At 60.1% G+C, this 18,301-nt stretch carries 18 protein-coding genes; 8 read left to right on the top strand and 10 right to left on the bottom strand.

Annotated elements, in window-relative coordinates; genetic code table 11:
* The first annotated feature begins 2 nt into the window (after positions 1–2).
* From dhaL to AF71_RS18495, 7 genes are all read left to right on the top strand, one after another.
* Positions 3–650 carry a dihydroxyacetone kinase subunit DhaL gene (gene dhaL, locus AF71_RS18525; RefSeq protein WP_169682516.1) on the top strand — a complete coding sequence of 216 codons (648 nt, stop codon included), beginning with the start codon at positions 3–5 and terminating at the stop codon, positions 648–650.
* A gap of 70 nt (positions 651–720) precedes the next feature.
* Positions 721–1,974, top strand: coding sequence for an extracellular solute-binding protein (locus AF71_RS18520; RefSeq protein WP_169682514.1), 1,254 nt, complete (start codon positions 721–723; stop codon positions 1,972–1,974).
* 95 nt (positions 1,975–2,069) lie between these two features.
* Entirely contained in the window at positions 2,070–2,969 is a 900-nt protein-coding gene (locus AF71_RS18515; protein ID WP_169682511.1) for a sugar ABC transporter permease, read from the top strand.
* Positions 2,966–3,850 carry a carbohydrate ABC transporter permease gene (locus tag AF71_RS18510; RefSeq protein ID WP_169682509.1) on the top strand — a complete coding sequence of 295 codons (885 nt, stop codon included), beginning with the start codon at positions 2,966–2,968 and terminating at the stop codon, positions 3,848–3,850. The genes AF71_RS18515 and AF71_RS18510 overlap by 4 nt, the downstream gene beginning before the upstream one ends.
* A gap of 27 nt (positions 3,851–3,877) precedes the next feature.
* A complete protein-coding gene (locus AF71_RS18505; protein ID WP_169682507.1) occupies positions 3,878–5,398 on the top strand; it encodes a DUF5060 domain-containing protein in 1,521 nt (506 codons plus the stop codon).
* A 15-nt stretch (positions 5,399–5,413) separates the two neighbouring features.
* The gene (gene ugpC / locus AF71_RS18500; RefSeq protein WP_169682504.1) at positions 5,414–6,484 is read left to right on the top strand and encodes a sn-glycerol-3-phosphate ABC transporter ATP-binding protein UgpC; all 1,071 of its coding nucleotides are present in this window, start codon (positions 5,414–5,416) and stop codon (positions 6,482–6,484) included.
* Positions 6,485–6,746: 262 nt separating this feature from the next.
* On the top strand, positions 6,747–7,070 hold the full coding sequence (locus tag AF71_RS18495) for a hypothetical protein (protein WP_169682503.1): 324 nt from the start codon (positions 6,747–6,749) through the stop codon (positions 7,068–7,070).
* An 83-nt stretch (positions 7,071–7,153) separates the two neighbouring features.
* On the opposite strand, the gene AF71_RS18490 is transcribed toward AF71_RS18495, so the two are convergent.
* On the bottom strand, positions 7,154–8,167 hold the full coding sequence (locus AF71_RS18490) for a zinc-binding alcohol dehydrogenase family protein (RefSeq protein WP_169682501.1): 1,014 nt from the start codon (positions 8,165–8,167) through the stop codon (positions 7,154–7,156).
* 107 nt (positions 8,168–8,274) lie between these two features.
* On the opposite strand from AF71_RS18490, the gene AF71_RS18485 reads away from it, so the two are divergent.
* Positions 8,275–8,658, top strand: coding sequence for a helix-turn-helix domain-containing protein (locus tag AF71_RS18485; protein ID WP_169682499.1), 384 nt, complete (start codon positions 8,275–8,277; stop codon positions 8,656–8,658).
* 99 nt (positions 8,659–8,757) lie between these two features.
* Here AF71_RS18485 and AF71_RS18480 read toward each other — a convergent pair whose 3' ends face one another.
* The 9 genes from AF71_RS18480 to AF71_RS18440 all read right to left on the bottom strand — a co-directional run bounded on the left by AF71_RS18480 (position 8,758) and on the right by AF71_RS18440 (position 18,211).
* Positions 8,758–9,645 carry an intradiol ring-cleavage dioxygenase gene (locus AF71_RS18480; RefSeq protein WP_169682497.1) on the bottom strand — a complete coding sequence of 296 codons (888 nt, stop codon included), beginning with the start codon at positions 9,643–9,645 and terminating at the stop codon, positions 8,758–8,760.
* Positions 9,646–9,652: 7 nt separating this feature from the next.
* Entirely contained in the window at positions 9,653–11,407 is a 1,755-nt protein-coding gene (locus AF71_RS18475; protein WP_169682495.1) for an FAD-dependent monooxygenase, read from the bottom strand.
* Positions 11,400–12,515, bottom strand: coding sequence for a branched-chain amino acid ABC transporter permease (locus tag AF71_RS18470; RefSeq protein ID WP_169682493.1), 1,116 nt, complete (start codon positions 12,513–12,515; stop codon positions 11,400–11,402). The genes AF71_RS18475 and AF71_RS18470 overlap by 8 nt, the downstream gene beginning before the upstream one ends.
* A 6-nt stretch (positions 12,516–12,521) precedes the next feature.
* Positions 12,522–13,385 (bottom strand): branched-chain amino acid ABC transporter permease, encoded by an 864-nt coding sequence (locus AF71_RS18465; protein WP_169682491.1) that lies wholly within the window; start codon positions 13,383–13,385, stop codon positions 12,522–12,524.
* Entirely contained in the window at positions 13,372–14,094 is a 723-nt protein-coding gene (locus AF71_RS18460; RefSeq protein ID WP_169682489.1) for an ABC transporter ATP-binding protein, read from the bottom strand. The genes AF71_RS18465 and AF71_RS18460 overlap by 14 nt, the downstream gene beginning before the upstream one ends.
* Entirely contained in the window at positions 14,094–14,813 is a 720-nt protein-coding gene (locus AF71_RS18455; RefSeq protein WP_169682487.1) for an ABC transporter ATP-binding protein, read from the bottom strand. The genes AF71_RS18460 and AF71_RS18455 overlap by 1 nt, the downstream gene beginning before the upstream one ends.
* Positions 14,814–14,942: 129 nt before the next feature.
* On the bottom strand, positions 14,943–16,223 hold the full coding sequence (locus tag AF71_RS18450; RefSeq protein ID WP_169682485.1) for an ABC transporter substrate-binding protein: 1,281 nt from the start codon (positions 16,221–16,223) through the stop codon (positions 14,943–14,945).
* 54 nt (positions 16,224–16,277) lie between these two features.
* Complete coding sequence (locus tag AF71_RS18445; protein ID WP_169682483.1) at positions 16,278–17,339, bottom strand: maleylacetate reductase; 1,062 nt, start codon at positions 17,337–17,339, stop codon at positions 16,278–16,280.
* Positions 17,336–18,211, bottom strand: coding sequence for a dioxygenase (locus AF71_RS18440; protein WP_169682481.1), 876 nt, complete (start codon positions 18,209–18,211; stop codon positions 17,336–17,338). The genes AF71_RS18445 and AF71_RS18440 overlap by 4 nt, the downstream gene beginning before the upstream one ends.
* Between the last annotated feature and the right edge of the window lie 90 nt (positions 18,212–18,301).

The following is an 18,301-nucleotide window of genomic DNA, read 5'->3' as shown; positions in this document are numbered from 1 at the left end:
AGATGGCGATAGCGACCAGAGAACTGCAGCAAATGTTTTCGCTGACCGCGGAGGAAGTCGCGAAGAATCGCGACCGGCTGTGCGAACTGGACGGTGTGATCGGCGATGGAGATCATGGTCTCGCCATGGATGCCGGCTGGCAAGCGGCATCCAAGGCTGTTCTCCAACTCGACGAGGTCGAAGCCGCCCCGACCTTTCTTTTCAACACCGCGGCCAAAGCATTCTTGAATGCAGTCGGAGCATCCTCTGGTCCATTGTATGCGACCGCATTCATGCGTGCAGGAACTGCCGTTAAAGACAAGCATACGCTATCGGACGACGACTTCCTGGATGCTTTCAGGGCGATGGCACAGGGAATTCAGGACAGGGGCAAGGCCGAGACCGGTGAGAAGACCATGATCGACGCCTGGAGGCCGGCGGCGGACGCCGCGATGGAAGCGAGGCGGACGGGGGCGAACATCTCGGCATGCCTTGACGCGGCGGTTCGCGCGGCACGCGATGGCTGCGAAGCAACCCGTGACATGGTTGCCGCAAAAGGGCGTTCCTCCCGACTGGGCGACAGGGTGTTGGGGCATATCGATCCTGGAGCCGCCTCTGCGGTCATCGTGATCGAAGCAATTTCAGCCTTTCTAACCCGGCACGATGGTTAGCTCATCATACCAGTTGACATGTCGATCACTATCTGTAAGAAGGTCCTCAGCTTACAAGAGGAGGACGGTAATGCTGACCCTGACTGCAAAATTGAAATCTGCGAGCATCGTTGCAATGGCTGTTGCCGCGCTGTCGGCGACGCCCGCACTGGCCGAAGACATCACCCTCTGGACGCTTAACTTCGATAACAACGCCGCAAATGTTGCCCTCAAGAAAATCGCCAGCGATTTCGAGGCCGCCAACCCCGGAACTCATGTAGAAATCGTCCAACGCGCAGTCGACGAGCATAAGACCGCATTGCGTGTGGCTGCGGGATCCGACAAGGGCCCGGACATCTATTTCAGTTGGGCAGGGCTTGGCCTTGGCGGCGAATACGTGAAGGCCGGTCTCTCGTTGCCTCTCGACAAGTACTACACGGAATACAAGTGGAACGACGAACTGCTCCCCTCCGCCGCGGCTTTCGCCGATCTCTACCCCGGCGGCAAGCATGGCGTTCCGTTCACTTTCAAGGGCGAGGCCGTCTATTACAACAAGAAGCTCTTCGAGCAGGCCGGCATCAAGGAAGAGCCGAAGACCTATGAGGATCTCCTTGCCGCTGCAGAGAAGCTGAAGGCTGCGGGCATTCCTGCCTTCACGTTCGGCGGAACCGTCAACTGGCACGTCATGCGCCTGATGGACGTTATCCTCGAAACTAAGTGCGGCGCCGACAAGCACGATGCTCTGAAGGCGATGAAGGTCGATTGGACGAAGGAGCAGTGCGCAACCGACGCGTTCGCCGAATTCGCCAAGTGGACGAAGGACTACACACTGCAGCCGTTCATGGGCATCGACAACAAGCAGTCCTATAGCCTCTTCACGGCCGGGCGTGCGGCGATGATGCTCGAAGGTGACTGGCTTGTCGGCCAGCTCGACGGCAGCGGCGCAAACCTCGATGACTACGGCATCTTCCCCTTCCCGACGAACACCGATCGTCTCTATGGGTTTGCCGAGTACAACTATGTCAGCACGAAGAGCAAAAGCCCTGACATGGCGGCCAAGTTCCTCGACTACTTCCTGTCCGACAAGGTTCAGCAGGATCTGGTTGGCCAGATCAGCTCGATCTCGGTCAACAAGAACGTCAAGTACACGAACCAGAAGCCTCTTGAGGCCGAGTGGCTCGACATCTTCAAGAAGTACAGCAACGTCTACATGAACGGTGACCAGGCTTTCCCGCTTGATGTTACGACGGAGTATTTCCGCATCATCAACGAAGTCGCCTCCGGCAATGTTGAGCCGGCAGACGCTGCCAAGCAGCTCCAGAGCTTCATCGCCAGCCGGACCTAGTTCCTCCCAGAGCGCCAGCCGATCTGACTGACCGTCGATCGGCTGGTGCACCGTTCAATGAGCTGGCGGGGTCGCTTCGCTGCCAGGAGGAGAACATGTCACTACGTCAAACGACACACGATCCGCGAACCCAAGCGCTCATTCTGCTCGTTCCGGCCCTGGCGATCTACGCGGTATTCGCGCTCTATCCGATGCTGAACGTCGTGCTTCTGAGCTTTCAGAAATGGAACGGTTTAGATGCGAACCGCCAGTTCGTCGGACTTGCCAACTACACGGCAATCTTTACGCGCGATCCTGTCTTCTGGGTTGCCTTCCGCAACACGGTGATCTGGACCTTGATGAGTCTGGTCTTTCCACCAATGGTCGGGCTACTTCTTGCACTTAGCCTCAATCAGAAGATCTTCGGACGCAACAGCCTCAGAGCCATCTTCTATCTTCCCGTCATCATCGCCCCAATCGCTGTGGCGACCATGTGGAAGTGGATGTATGACCCGTTCTTCGGTCTGTTCAGCCAGGTGCTGACGTCCTGGGGCATGCAGGCTTGGATCAAGGACTGGCTGGGTAACAAGGACATCGCCCTCTACTCCGTCTTCGTCGCCTATATCTGGCAGACGGTCGGCTTTTCGATGGTCCTGTTCCTCGCCGGTCTGCAGAACGTTTCGCTGACGCTTGTCGAAGCCGCACGCATCGATGGCGCCGGGCGCTTTGCCGTGTTCAAGCACGTGACGCTGCCGGCCCTGCGTCCGACCATCACCATCGTGCTCGTGCTTTCCATTATCTCGTCGCTCAAGGCCTTTGATATTGTTTATGGTTTGACCGGCGGCGGCCCGGCCCAATCCACGCAGATGCTGGCGTTATGGGCGTTCACGCAGGCCATGCAGATTTTTGATTTTGGTCGCGGCGCAGCCATCTCGGTCGTTCTGTTGCTGATCACAATGACGGTCGTCATTCCCTACCTTCGATGGACACAGAAGCACGAGGAGGTTGAATCGTGACAGCAATTCCGACCGATCCCGCCGTTGTGCACCTCAAAGCGCATCCGTCGTCGATGAAGCGTGACCCCATTCTGATTGGCCTGTGGATCGCACTGGTGATCGTGGCGCTGATCTGGGTCGCTCCGTTCGTCTTCATCGTCTTCACATCGCTGAAGACGCCTGCCGCCGTGACAAGTACCGGCGCGTTCGTGCCGCCGACCGAGCTTGCCTTCGACAACTACAGTGGCGCCTGGAGCCGGGGAAACTTCGCCAACTCGTTCTTCAACAGCGTCATCATTACCGTCATCAAGGTACCGCTTGGCCTGATGCTGTCGGCGATGGCGGCCTATGCGCTGGCCAAGATCAAGCTTAGGTTCAGCAAGGCTCTATTGCTGCTTGTGGTCTTCGGCACAATGATCCCGTTCCAGGTCATGCTCGCCCCTCTCTTCACCCTGGTGAATTCGTTCGGGCTGATCGACACATATCCGGGCGTCATCCTTCCCTATATCGCCTTCGGCGTTCCCTATCAGGTCTTCATCCTGCACGGCTTCTTCAAGGGGATCCCGAAGGAGTTGTCGGAAGCCGCCCTCATCGACGGCGCCACGCACTTCACGATCTTCAGGCGGATATTCCTTCCGGTCTGTCTGCCGGTACTCGCGGCGCTGCTCATCCTTGATTTCGTCTCCACCTGGAACGAATTCGCCATGGCACTGGTCCTTCTGCAAGACCAGAAGATGTGGACGCTGCCACTCGGCCTCATGTCCTTCCAGGGGCAGTTCTCGAGCAATTACGGGCAACTCAACGCAGCCATCGTCATGACCGTCCTGCCGGCGACGATCGTATACCTGATGTTCCAGCGCTACTTCGTGTCCGGCCTCACATCAGGTGCGGTCAAGGGCTGAAAGCTTATTCTACGAGGAGAGAATTCAATGTCCAATGCAACAGTCGAAAAATGGGGCGTGTTCGAGGCCTCTTTCCAAGGTCCCTCCGACGGCAACCCCTATCTCGACGTGGCATTCGATGCCATCTTCACGCACAAGAGCCGGGAGGTCAGGGTTCCAGGCTTTTACGACGGCAATGGGACCTATCGCGTTCGCTTCATGCCTGATATCGAGGGCGAATGGTCGTTCCGCACCCGCTCGCAGACCGCGGTGCTTGATGGAAAGACTGGAGCCCTGGTCGCCACAGCACCTTCGTCGGGCAACCATGGCCCTGTCCGGGTGCGCAACAAGTTCCACTTCGCTTACGCGGACGGGACGCCCTTCTTCTCGTTTGGCACGACCTGCTATGCCTGGACGCACCAGCCGCTTGAGATGCAGCAGCAGACCCTCGATACGTTGAAGAAGACAAAGTTCAACAAGATCCGCATGGGCGTCTTCCCGAAGGACTATCCCTATAACGTCAACGAGCCCCTTTATGCCTCCTTCGAGAATGGCGCCGATGGCAAGGAAAACTTCGACCGTCCAAATCCTGTCCTCTTCCAGCATTTCGACAAGCAGGTCGCAGCCTTGTGCCAGCTTGGCATTGAAGCCGACATCATCATGTTCCATCCGTATGACCGCTGGGGCTATGCGGACATGTCCGCCGAACAGGACTACCGCTACGTCGCCTATCTTGCGGCGCGCCTGTCGGCCTACAGGAACGTCTGGTGGTCGCTTGCCAACGAGTACGACTTCCTGATCGACACCAAGCCGATGGCGCAGTGGGATCGCTACTTCCACATTCTGGAGGAAAACGATCCCTACCAGCACCTACGCTCGATCCACAATGGCGACGTCAACTCGAACTACGATCATCGCAAGCCATGGGTTACCCACACCTGCATCCAGAACCCGGACGTCAAGCGTACCCAGGAATGGCGTGACACTTATGGCAAGCCCGTGGTGAACGACGAGCCGGAATATGAAGGCGACATTCTGGAGTCCTGGGGCAACCTCACTGCTCGGGAACTCGTTCACCGCTACTGGATCACGGCGACACGCGGCGGCTACACGGGCCACGGCGAGACCTATTCCCATCCGGAGGACTTGATCTGGTGGGCGAAGGGCGGCGAGCTTCATGGCGAAGCATGGAAGCGCATCGGTTTCCTTCGCGACCTTCTCGACGCCGATGTCAAGAATGGTCTCGACCCGATCGGTCCTGTCACGCAGTGGCCGTGGTCGCGCGTGTCTGGCGCGCGTGATGGCGACGGCGATTTCCGTCTGATCTACTTTGGCGAACATCAGCCGGTGATCTGGTCGTCCGGGCTGCCCATGGACGGCGACAGCTACGAGGTCGACCTCATCGATACCTGGGAAATGACGATCACTCCCGCCGAAAAGGTCAAGGCTCCAGTGACGCATCCTGTGCGCCACGGTGCGGTGACACGCGGAGGAAAGCCGGACGCTGCCTTCGGTGTCGTCATCCCGCGCAAACCGCATCAGGCGCTGCGCGTTCGCGCAAAGCGCTAGTTTAGGGGTTCCGAAATGTCTGGATTGAACATCAAGAACGTCAAGAAGTCCTACGGGGCGGTTGATATCATCCACGGCGTCGACGTCGACATCGCCAACGGCGAGTTCGTCATTCTCGTCGGTCCTTCCGGCTGCGGCAAGTCGACGTTGTTGCGCATGATCGCCGGCCTCGAGGAGATTTCGTCTGGGCAGATCAGCATCGACGGCAGGGTCGTCAACGATCTGCAGCCGAAGGATCGCAACATCGCGATGGTCTTCCAGAACTATGCGCTCTATCCGCAGATGACGGTTGCCCAGAACATGGGCTTCGCCCTCGAGCTTGCAGGTGTGAAGCGGCCGGAGATCGACAAGAAGGTCAGCGAGGCGGCAGCCATCCTTGGGCTGCAGCCTCTGCTCGAGCGGAAGCCCGCGCAACTGTCTGGTGGCCAGCGACAGCGCGTTGCCATGGGGCGCGCCATCGTCCGCGATCCCAAGGTGTTTTTGTTCGACGAACCTCTCTCGAATCTTGACGCCAAGCTCCGTGTCAAGATGCGCGCGGAGATCAAGGCGCTTCACCAGCGCCTGAAAACGACGATCGTCTACGTCACGCACGATCAGATCGAAGCCATGACCATGGCCGACAAGATCGTTGTTCTACAAGGAGGGCGCGTCGAGCAGATCGGCAGCCCACTCGAGTTATATGATCGACCGCGAAACATATTCGTCGCTGGCTTCCTGGGTTCGCCTGCGATGAATTTCCTGGAGGGAACCCTGCATCATGGAGCCAGCCCAGCACTTACCCTGTCGGGCGGATCGCGTGCAGTCCTGTCGCGCGCTCCCAGTGCATCGGCCGGAAGGCCCGTGACACTCGGAATTCGTCCCGAAGACATTTCGTTGGGCGGCGAGGATGGTGTCGCAGCTACCGTAAAGGTTGTCGAACCGACTGGCTCGGAAACTCACATAGCCGTCGATGTGGAAGGAAAGGAGCTGACATGGGTGGTCCGAGATCGTGTCGAGCTTGTTCCTGACCAGCGCGTGAAGCTATCCTTCGCGACTTCAAAGGTCCATTTCTTTGACCAGCAGACCCAGCAACGCCTCGAGTCTTAGCAGATTTGAAAGGCGAACCCCTCACTGAGTAAGCCGGAATTATTGCTGCTATTTCCGTATCCTGAGTGGGAAATGGAGGCACTGAAGCGCTGTTCACGCTCCACCGAGGGTGGGAAGAGGCCGATCTGCTGAAATGGGCATAATTCGGACAGAATGTTCGGGCCATCGCCACCTCGGGTGGGCGTTGGCGTCCGACTTGCGCATCTTGCGACCTACTCATTCCAATGTTGTATAAATGTTCTAAATTGATGAAGCGAAGCCAATGGCGACAACAAGAGGTCAATCGGCGAGGAAAGACTTTTCGACAACCTCCAAGCTAAAGAAGGCTGGCGGCTCGTTAGACCTGACTGTGCCGGTCGCTGCTCGCAACATGCTGGGTCTAACAGAGGGCCAAGAGATGACCGTTTCGTTAAAGGAAATGCAGATTATCGCAGAACCCGCATCGAGTGCCCGCAAAACGATGAAGGTGCGTCAAGCCAAATATACGCTCGATGAATTGCTGGAGGGCTATGATGCCGACTCTTCTCGGTCTCCAGAAGAACAAGCGTGGATCAATGCACCTGCAGTAGAAAATGAGGTCTGGTAAGACCTAACATCCCGGTCCCTGGCGAGATCTGGCTCGACATGGCTAGGTGGCGGATCCCACCATGGAGATCCGCCTACGGTGGTTCAGAAGCCCTCAAGAACGATCTTGCCCCTGGTCTTACCGCTCTCGATCCCGGCGTGCGCCTTTTGCAGGTTTGCTGCGTTGATCGGCGATAGTGTCTCCGTCAAGGTCGTGCGAATCTTGCCATCGTCGACGAGACGGGAGACCTCGTTCAACAGCTTCCCCTGCTCCGCCATGTCTGCCGTCTGATAGATCGAACGCGTGAACATCAGCTCCCAGTGTATCGAGACCGCCTTTCGCTTGAAACCTGTCACGTCCAGGGTTTCAGGATCGTCAATCAAGCCGAAGCGCCCCTGCGGAGCGATCAGCTCGATGATTTCCTTCAGATGACGGTTGGTCTCCGTCGTCGAGAAGACATAAGCCGGGGCACCGATGCCGAGGGCGGCCACCTGTTCAGCGATCGGTTTTGAATGATCGATCACGTGATGAGCACCCAAAGACTTCACCCATTCCTGCGTTTCCGGCCGAGATGCGGTTGCGATGACAGTGACATCAGTCAGAGCGCGTGCGAGCTGGATTGCGATCGACCCTACGCCGCCCGCTCCGCCGATAATGACGATGGCGTTGGCGGCGCCTGGCACCAGCCTGCGAATGTCGAGGCGGTCGAAGAGCATTTCCCAGGCAGTGATAGCCGTGAGAGGCAGGGCTGCAGCCTCGGCATTGGACAGCGTCTTCGGCTTCCGTCCGACGATACGTTCGTCGACGACGTGGAACTGGCTGTTGGCGCCGGGTCGGATCAGGGAGCCTGCGTAGAACACTTCGTCACCGACTGAGAAGTCGCCCGCGTCCGGGCCAGTCTCGATGACCTTGCCGACGGCATCCCAACCCAGAATTTTCCATTCATCCCGCGCAGGATTTACGCTTCTGCGGATCTTGGTGTCGACCGGATTCACCGACACGGCCTTGACTTCGACGAGAATATCGCGGCCGGACGCCGTCGGACGGGGAAGTTCGACGTCGATCAGGGCATCCTTGCGCTCGATGGATCCTGCTGCCTTGTACGCCACAGCCTTCATGTTCAGCTCCTGCTTCTTGCTGTTTGATATGAGGCATAAGCTGGCGTATATTCGCTAAAGTGCAATACGCACAAAATGCGCACGTAGTATCAAAAAGGATACCGTAGATGGGCAAGGTTCGTCATTCCCGGTTCGACTGCTCGCCGGGTTGCTCGGTCGAGGCTGCGATCGGCCTCATCGATGGTAAATGGAAGTCTGTGGTGCTCTTCCACCTTCTTTCTGGCACGCTTCGGTTCAATGAGATCCGGCGGCAGCTGCAGAACGTCACTCCCCGCATGCTGACGAACCAGCTTCGCGAGCTCGAAGAGGATCGGTTGATCGAACGAAAGGTCTATGCGCAGGTGCCGCCGAAAGTGGAATACAGCCTGTCTCCGCTTGGCCGCAGCATGGAGCCGATCCTCCTCGCCCTGAAGCAGTGGGGCGATGCCAATATCGACTTGTATGGTAAGCCGAAAGGCACTCCTGCCCCTCATGAGAGTAAAGCCGCGTAAGGACGAAGGTTGCGCGGCACTTCCATCAGTGTCTTCTCGTCAAGACGCGGTAGAGCGCGATCGTCGTGAATACTGCCGCGGCGGGGACCCGCTTCCGGCTCATAGACGCGGATTTGGAGCCAGTACGAAATCGTGTTCCACCTGCCAGAACTTATCCCGGAACCCGAGTTCGTGTGCCCGAACAGGATCGTTCATCAGGCAGAATTTTGCGAGCAGGCTTTCCTTGACGCCGAAGACCGCATCCGAATGGATATAGGGATCATCCGGGTCGAAGATGTGGGTGGTGAGTGTTTCGAACCCGTCTGCCTTGACAATATAGTGCAAGTGCGCCGGCCGGTAGGGATGGCGACCGAGATGGCCAAGCAGTTGGCCGACCGGGCCGTCGTCCGGGATCGGATAGTATTTCGGCTTCACCGCGCGAAACCAGTAATGTCCATCAGCACCGGTGCGGAAAATGCCGCGCAGGTTGAAATCCGGCTGAATTCCCTTCTGCTGCACGTCGTAGAACCCCTCGTCATTCGCCTGCCAAACATCGATGACCGCATTTTCAATCGGCCGGCCCGCGGTATCGAGGATGCGGCCGCTGATCACCATGTCCTCGCCCTTCTCGTCGAGGCAGATATTGGCACCCATCGGTAGTTCCGGCGCATCCGCGACATGGAATGGTCCAAGGACGGTACTCTCGGAGGCGCCCGAGGGCTTTCTGTTGTTGATCGCATCGACCAGCATCGAGACGCCGAGCACATCTGACAGGAGGATGAACTCCTGCCGCCATTCGTTGCACATATGGCCGGTGCGGGTGAGGAAGAGGATCGCCTCCATCCACTCCTCCTGCGTCGGCTCCAGTTCCTTTACCGCCTCGTGCAGCTTGCGGGTGACGACCTCCATCACCTCCTTCAAGCGCGCGCTCTTCGCATCGGCGTTTCGGCTTGTGACCACCTCGACGGAATTTTCCTCGGTGAAATAGCCCTTTTCCTTGGCGTTCATGATCACCTCACCGATCCAGGATGGTCTTCAACACGCGGCGCAGGGCGCCTTCGGGATCGGCGACCGCCGCATCTGCGCGCCAGGCAACATGGTGATCCGGCCGCACGAACACAGCACCGGAATCGCGGACCTCGCGGATGCGGGCCCAGTCACCAGTCAGATCCTGCCATGCCTGCCGTGGGCCTATCTTGTGAACGGTGATCGGCAGGCCGAATTCCTTCGACAATGCCTTTGCCGCCGCCACCCAGCCATCGCCGCCGATGCCGGTCAGGATGGTGAAGACGCCGTGGCCGGTGAGATCAAGGCTCGACACCTTGCCACCATCGGCACCAAACAGCCAGGCATGTGGCAACCGGGCGCCGGGCCATGTCGTCTGCTGGAAATGCAACTCGGCGTCCCTCCCGAAGGCCGGTTCCGGTTGGCCATCCTTGACGACAGCAGTCGAGTCATAGCGGTGGTTCATCTCGACACCATGGGCATCGAATTCATAGACCTTGTAGGCGATTGCCTCGCGGATTGCGGCGCGCTGGCGCTCGGCATCGGCGGTATCGTCGCAGCGCGCATCCATGTTTTGCTGCATCTTCACCGGATCGACGGAATCGAGCAGGCCGAGCGCCTTGAAGATTGGACCGAATTCCTCAATCGACTTGTTGGCGCGGGTGACGATCTGCCTGGCGACCGGCGCACGCTCCGCCTGATAGCTGTCGAGCAGTCCCATTCCGGCCTGCCCCTTGATCACCATGGCGAGCTTCCAGGCGAGGTTGAAACCATCCTGGATCGAGGTGTTGGAACCGAGACCATTCGACGGCGGATGGCGATGGGCGGCATCGCCCATGCAGAAGACACGGCCATTCGAAAGCGTCGTCGCATACATGTTGTTGACCGTCCAGGTGGAGACCGACTTGATCTTAGGCTGGAGGTCGGCAACGCCCGTCAGCTCGCGCACAACTTTGGTCGCGAAGGCCTCGTCGACCTCAGGCGCCGGCTGGTTGATGTCATAACCCCAGACGATCAGCCATTCGTTCCACGGCCGCACCATGCGCACGAGCCCCATGCCGATGCCGCCGACATCCGCGCCCGGCTGCAGCACCCAGTAAAGTACCGAGGGACGATGGGCGACATGGCGGGAAAGATCGGCCTCGAACAGGATGTTCATCGAGCCGGCGACCCCCATCTTTCCTTCGAATGAAAGACCCGCATGTTCGGCGACCTTGGAGTTGCCGCCATCGGCACCGATCAGGAATTTTGAGCGGATGGTGATTTCCTTGCCGGTCAACCGGTCGAGACAGGTGGTGGTGACGCCCTCGGTATCCTGCACATGGTTCAGATACTGGGTTGACATGCGCGACTGCGCGCCACGCGAACAGGCCGTCTTGAAGAGCAGCGGCTCCATATAGGTCTGCGGCAGGTCGTTCATGCGCCCGGGCGAGGACAGGATATGCTCGGCACGCGAGAGCGGATGGTTGCCCCAGCTCTGCATGCGGCCAATCTCCTCCCCCGCAACGGCGGTGCAGAACACGTTCTGGCCCATCAGATCCTGCTCGGTCGCGAACATGTAGGCCTCGTCTTCCACGTCGCGGCCGAGATCACGGAGAACCTCCATGGTGCGCTGGTTGGTGATGTGCGCGCGCGGCGTGTTTGCCAGCCAGCGGTAGCGGTTGATCACCAGCGGCTCGAGCCCATAGCTAGCAAGCAGCGCGGCTGTCGCCGAGCCCGCGGGTCCCGTTCCAATGATCAAAACGTCGGTGGTGATGTCAGCCATTCGGCCCTCCCTTGTCATCCTGTCTGAGTGGTCCGCCCTTCAGCAGGCGGCGGACCGGAAAGAGTTCCCAACCGGTGCGGTCGCAGATCAGCCCCCAGAGCCCCCTGGGCGCAAAAAGCATGGTGACGATGGCCAGCCCACCAAGCGCCATCAGATACCAGGAGCCGTAGTTCGAAAAGGCATTCTGCAGCAGAAAGAAGATGATGACGCCGAGGATCGGACCTTCGATCGTGCCGATGCCGCCGATAACAACGATGAAGACGACATAGGCCGTCCAATCGGTGAGCGAGAAGGCGGCATCGGGCGAAATCCGCGCCTTCTGCAGGTAGATGAGCGCGCCGACGATGCCGGTGAGAAACGCCGTCAGCAGGTAGATCGCAGTCTTGAGCTTCCGCGCATCGACGCCGAGCGCTCGGGCCGCCGTTTCGTTGTCGCGCACGGCCGCGAGCCCGAGGCCCTGCTTGGAGCGCAGCAACTTGTAAACGAAGGCGATCGTCAGCGCCGCGAGCGCCAACGCCAACCAGTATGCTAGCGCGTCGGCAGCCGCGGAAGCGCGCATGCCGAACCAGTCCTGAAGCAGCGAGATGCCGAGCATCTCCCGTGTCGCTTCGCGTGGCAGCGAGGTGCCAGTGCCGCCGCCGAGCATCTTCCACTGCGCAAAAAGCAGCCGCCCGACTTCTGCGATGACCCAGGTGCCTATCGCAAAATAGGGACCATAAAGCCGAAAGGCGAAGAAGGCCGTGGGTACGGCGATGATCATGGCGAAGAGACCGGCAAGCGGGATGGCGAGGATGGGATCGAGACCCGCAAGGATCACCAGGCCGAACAGAGCATAGGCACCACACCCGACAAAGAGCTGCTGACCGACGGAGATCAGACCCGCATAGCCGGCAAGCAGGTTCCAATTCTGCGCCAGCGCCAGCATGGTGAGAATGAAGAACAGATCCTGAATCACCCCGCGCGAGACAAGGAAGGGAGCCGCCGTCAGCGCCAGGACCGCGACGAGGGAAATGGCGGCGAATATGGTGGAAAGCCGCGTGCGCGTTTCCACCCGCCAGCCCGCGGGCGCTTCGATCTCGGTCGTCATCGTTTCAAGACCTGGGGTCATGGCGTCTCAGTCCGCTGCTCGGGGAAACAGGCCGCGCGGCCGGAAGAGAAGCACGAGAAGGAAGGCGATATGCCCGACAAGGATCTGCCATTCCGGATTGATAGCCGCGCCGACGGTCTGAGCGACACCGAGGATGATGCCACCGGCAAGCGTGCCCCAGAGTGACCCAAGCCCGCCGATGATGACAGCCTCGAAGGCGTAGATTAGCCGCGCCGGCCCCGCCGTCGGGTCAAAATTCGCGCGCGTGCCGAGATAGAGCGCCGCGATCGTAACGATCACCATCGCAAGCCCGGTGGCGATGGCGAAGATCGAGTTCGGCCGGATACCCATGAGACTTGCGGTCACTACGTCATCGGAGGTGGCGCGGAAAGCGCGGCCAAGCGCTGTGCGATAGATCAGCTGGTTGAGCGCGACAATAACCAATATCGCGGACGCGAAGGTGATCAGCGGCATCACACCGGCACTGATGTTGCCGAGACTGACAGACGCCGTTTCCAGCGCACCGGCCGAGATGCGGCGGCTATCGGCGGTGAACCCTTCCAGGAGGCCGTTCTGGATGACGATCGACAGGCCGAAGGTGACGAGCAGCGGCGGCAGGATATCCTTGCCCAGCGTGCGGTTCAGCAGGTGATATTGCAGCACCCAGCCAAGGGCGAACATCAGCGGGGCTGCAACAACGGCGGCGACGAAGGGATCGAGCCCGAGCGTGGAGACGATCACAAGGATGAGGAAGGCCGCGAGCACGATAAGGTCGCCGTGGGCCAGATTGACAAGGCGCATAATGCCGAAGACAAGGCTCAGGCCCGCGGCAAAAAGGGCATAGAGGCCACCGAGCAGCACACCCTGCAGAAGCGTATCAATGAAGCTCATTGGGCTCTGCTCCGAAATAGGCCGCATGGATATCGGCGCGATCGAACTCCGCAGGTTGACCGCACAGCGTAACGCGGCCCTCCATCATGCAATAGACGCGGTCGGCAACCTTCAACGCCTGGGCGATATCCTGCTCGACGATGATGATGGCAGCGCCCGCGGCACTAATCTTGGAGAAGGCGGCGTAGATATCCTTGATGACGACGGGCGCAAGACCGAGGCTCAGCTCGTCGCAAAGCAGGATATCCGGGTTCGACATCAGCGCCCGGCCGATTGCCACCATCTGCTGCTGGCCGCCAGACAACGCGGTCGCGGGATTGCGGCGGCGCTCTTTCAGGATTGGAAAAAGCCGGTAGATGCTGTCGAGGGTCCAGGGACCGTCCACCGAGCGGCCGTAAGCGCCGACCTGCAGGTTTTCCTCGACGGTGAGAGAGGAAAACAGCTTTCGCCCTTCCGGCACCAGCGCGATGCCGCGGCGCACGATATCGGGGGCGGCAAGCGCGCCGATCGGTTCGCCGCGATGCAGGATCATCTCGGCGCGATTTGTGATGATGCCCGCGATCGAGCGCATCAGGGTCGATTTACCGGCGCCGTTTGCGCCGATCACGGCGACGGTCTCACCGGCGTCGAGCCTGATATCGACGCCGAAGATTGCCTGGAAATCGCCATAGAAGGCAGTGAGGGCTCGGGTTTCGACGAGGCTTGGCATCAGACCTCCATTCCCAGATAGATTTCGCGTACTTCGCTGGAGGCCATGATCGTCTCCGGATCGCCGACCCCGATCACCCGGCCAAAATTCAACACGAGGATGCGCTCGGCGACTGCGGTCAAGGCGTGCAGCACATGCTCGATCCAGATGACGGCGATGCCGCGCTGATGCACGCGCTTGATGGTGGCAACCAGCTGGCGGCATTCGCCCTCGGTCAGCCCGCCGGCGATTTCATCGAGCAGCAAAAGCTTCGGCTTTGTGGCGAGCGCGCGGGCAAGCTCAAGCCGCTTGCGTTCAAGGAGGGTAAGCGAGCCCGCGGGCATGTTGGCCTTGGCAATCAGACCCGTTTCCACGAGAATATCAGCGCAAAGACCGGCGACCTCGCTTTCCCTCGCCTGCGCACCAAAAGCGCCAGCGACAAGAAGGTTTTCATAAACAGTCAACTGATCGAAAGGCTGCGGGATCTGGAAAGTACGGCCCATGCCGGCCAGGCAGCGCTGCATCGGGGGCTGACGGGTGACGTCACGGCCATCGAAGTGGATGGAGCCGGTCGCGACGGAAAGATTGCCGCTGATCAGATTGAAGAGGGTCGATTTGCCGGCGCCATTCGGCCCAATGACGCCGAGCGCCTCGCCCGGCTCCACGCAAAAGCCGATGTTTTCGGCAACGACGAGCGCGCCGAAGGATTTTGATACAGCGTTGAGTTCGAGTATGGGCATCACGTTCTCGGTTCTTTATGTGGCTTTCCGGGAAAACCCCTTATCCGGCCTGACGGGCCACCTCTCCCCGCGCGGGGAGAGGCAAGAGCAAATCCAAAAATTCCGGTTCCCCTCCTCCCCGAGAAGAGCCTAGGCCAATGCCTCCAGCTTGCCGCCCAGCGGCACATTCGGCGCCAGGCTGTTTTCGACAACCACGAGATCATACCCGCCGCCCGATTTCAGTCGCCACTGGCCGCCGACCAGCGGCGTCTTGGCAATATTCTTCTGGACAAAAGGCGGCAGCTTGTCGCTGCCCCAGGCAACTGGACCAACGAGTGTATCGAGCTTGGTCTCGCCGATGGCCTTGGCCACCGCACCGCCATCGCCCACGTCCTCGGCGCGCTTCATCACATCGACCGCTAGCTCGAACAGGGCGTGGGCAAAGCCGATCGGCTGCGTCCAGGGACGTCCCGTCGCCTTGGTGAAGGCCTCTGCAACGGTCGCAGCCGTTTCGCCCGTCAGCGACGACTTGAACGGATGGCTCGGCGTCCACCAGACTTCGGTCGACAGGTTGTGACCGGCATCGCCCAGCGCCTCCACCGTTTGCGGGAAGAGAAGCGCCTTGCCGATCGAAGCGATCTTCGGCTTCAGGCCCTGCTGCTTGGCCTGGTTCCAGAAAGTGGTGAGATCAGGCGGGATCATCACGCCGGTCAGGATATCGGTTCCGGCCTGCTTGAAGGCATTGATCTGTGCGGAAAAATCGTCCGTTAGGTTCTGGTAGCGGCCGGTATCGGTCAGCCCATAGCCGAGCTTTTCCAAGACGGGCGGGAAGCCTACCACCTTGTCGCCCCAGGCATTGCCGTCGCCATCGTTCGGGAAGAGGCCGCCGACCTTCTTGTTGGTCTCTATCTGGCCCCACATGCCGGTGAAGACGGCGATGATATCCTCGAGCCCCCAGAAGAAGTGGTAGGCATAGTTGAACGGCTTCCATGAGGCCGGGTCGCCGGGATTGCCCTGCTGGCCGATGAACCAGGGCTGCCAGGGCGCGACGGTCGAGATGCAGGGCATCTCCTCGGCCTCGCAAGTGGTCGAGACCGGGTTTGTCGTTTCCGGGGTCGAGGAGACCAGCATGAGGTTGATCTCGGTGTCGACGATCAGTTCCTTTGCCACTTCCGCCGCACGGTTGGGGTTGGACTGGCTGTCCTTTACCACCACCTCGTAATTGAGGCCCATACCCTTGGTCGTTGCCAGGAAGGCATCTATGACGAACTTGTCGGCTTCGCCGAAGGCGGCGAGCGGGCCGGTCTGCGGGCTGACATAGCCGAGCTTGATCGCAACGTTCTGGGCGATCGCCGGGGCGGCAAGGCCCGATGTGGCGAGAACGGCCCCGCCGGCGGCCGTCGTCTTCAGAAAATCGCGTCTGGTAAACATGCTTCCTCCCATTGTCCTCTCCTCCCAAAGAGCGCGCAAAGCGGCATGCAAATATCACTCTGTCGGCCGCCTCCCCTCGAAGGCGTCCTGCAACAAGGCCCGGATCGACGTCTTGTCGATCGGCCGTGGATTCCAGTAGGGATTTTCGACCGCAATTGACGCGGCGCGATCAAGATCGGCCGCGCTCAACCCGAGTTCCTTCAAGGACAACGGCGCACCGATCGCCTTTGCGAAATCCCAGAGCCCGCCACCGATCGATCCGCCGAAAATCTCCGCAGCTGGGGCAAGTTCCAAAGCGGCTGCAGTGGCGTTGAAGGCGACTGTATGTGGCAGCATGACCGCGTGGGTTTCTGCATGCGGCGTATCGAACGAGCCGCCGAGCGTGTGGCAGATCTTGTGGTGCAGCGCCATGCCGACCGTGCCAAGCACCGTGCCGCAGAGCCAGGCACCATAGAGCGCGTCGCTGCGGGCTTTTACATCGCGAGGTGCGTTGACGATCTCCGGCAAGCTGCGGGCAAGGGCGCGCAGGCCCTCCAGCGCCATCAGCGTCGAGATCGGATTGCGGTCCTGCGCATAAAGTCCTTCCATTGCATGGGCCATGGCATTGAGCCCGCTGGTGATGCTCATGGCGACCGGCAGGCCGAGGGTCAGTGCCGGATCGTAAATGACGACCTCCGGCAGGATTTTCGCATCGCGTATCGTCGTCTTGCGGCCGGCTTCCGTCTGGCCGAGGATCGGCGTGACCTCCGAACCGGCGTAGGTGGTCGGTACGACGATCTGCGGAAGGTCGGTTCGATAGGCGATCGCCTTGCCGAGGCCGGTGGTGGATCCGCCACCGAGAGAGACGACACAATCCGCCAGCGTCTCAGCCGCCACCTTCACCGCTGCTTCCGTCACATCGACCGGAGTGTGCATGGTGGCACCCGAAAACACGCCGCAGGCAAGGTTGCCGATCTCACGGGCCAGAGCCTCGGCATCCGCCCTCTGTTGCGGGGTCGAGAGAATGAGTGCCCGCCTGCAGCCGGTTTTCTCGATCCACTGGCCCACCTGGCTTCTCGCGCCTTCACCAAAGATGATGCGGGCCGGGCTGCCGGCATAGGAAAAGGGTTGGGTCATGACACCCTCCCCGGCTTGGCGCGAACCATGACAAAGGTGAGGTCTGCGGCCTTGCCGTGCCTACCATCGACGTCGGCGGGCTCGAAACGGGAAACAAGTTCCGGCCGCACGCCGAACAGCGCATCCTCGGAAAGATGCGGGTCGCTGGCATCATAAATATGGGTGGTGATCGTCTCGAATCCCTTGGCGCGGATGACAAAATGCAGGTGCGCCGGGCGGCGCAGCGGATAGCCGGTATCGGCAAAAAGTCTCCCGACCGGACCATCATCCGGTACACCGTAGCCCGAGGGCACGACAGAACGGTAGTCAAAGTGGCCCTGCGCATCCGTGTGGAACAGGCCGCGTAGATTGTGTTCGGGCTGAAGGTCGGGCTGCTGGTTCTCGTAAAATCCCTCGGAATTGGCCTGCCAGGTCACGACCTCGGCGCCGCCGATCGGCAGCCCATCGAGATCATTCACCCGTACCGAGACGGCGAGCGGCTCCCCGATGCCATCGAGCGAGATGGAGGATCCGCAGGCGCGCTCCGGTGTGTCGTTGCGAAAGAATGGGCCGCGAATGGTGTTCGGCGTTGCGCCTTTCGGCCGGCGGGTGTTGATCTCTTCCACCAGCGCGGAGGCGCCGATGAGGTCGGAGAGCAGCACCCATTCCTGGCGGCGCTCATCCGACGCGTGCCCGACCTCCGTCAGGAAGGTGATGACCTTGCGCCACTCGTCCTGGGTCGGGCGGAACTGTTTGATGAGATCGTGCACATGGGTTACGGCGGCAGCGATCAGCCGCGGCAGATTGCTGTCTGGACCAGTAGAAAAACGCTCGGCGAAGGCTTCCGACGATGTCGCTTCGCTGAATGTGAGCGCTTTGGCACCCAACGACATGCTCCACCTCCCCATTCCGCCGTCTGATAAATCCATCATAACAACCGGAAGCGGATGGATTGATGATTTTGCTTCAGCTCAATATAACAG

Origin of the sequence: Rhizobium sp. 57MFTsu3.2, from assembly GCF_012932765.1 — a bacterium.
In the GTDB taxonomy this organism is placed as follows: domain Bacteria; phylum Pseudomonadota; class Alphaproteobacteria; order Rhizobiales; family Rhizobiaceae; genus Rhizobium; species Rhizobium altiplani.
This window is presented reverse-complemented; position numbering and strand designations above follow the sequence as displayed.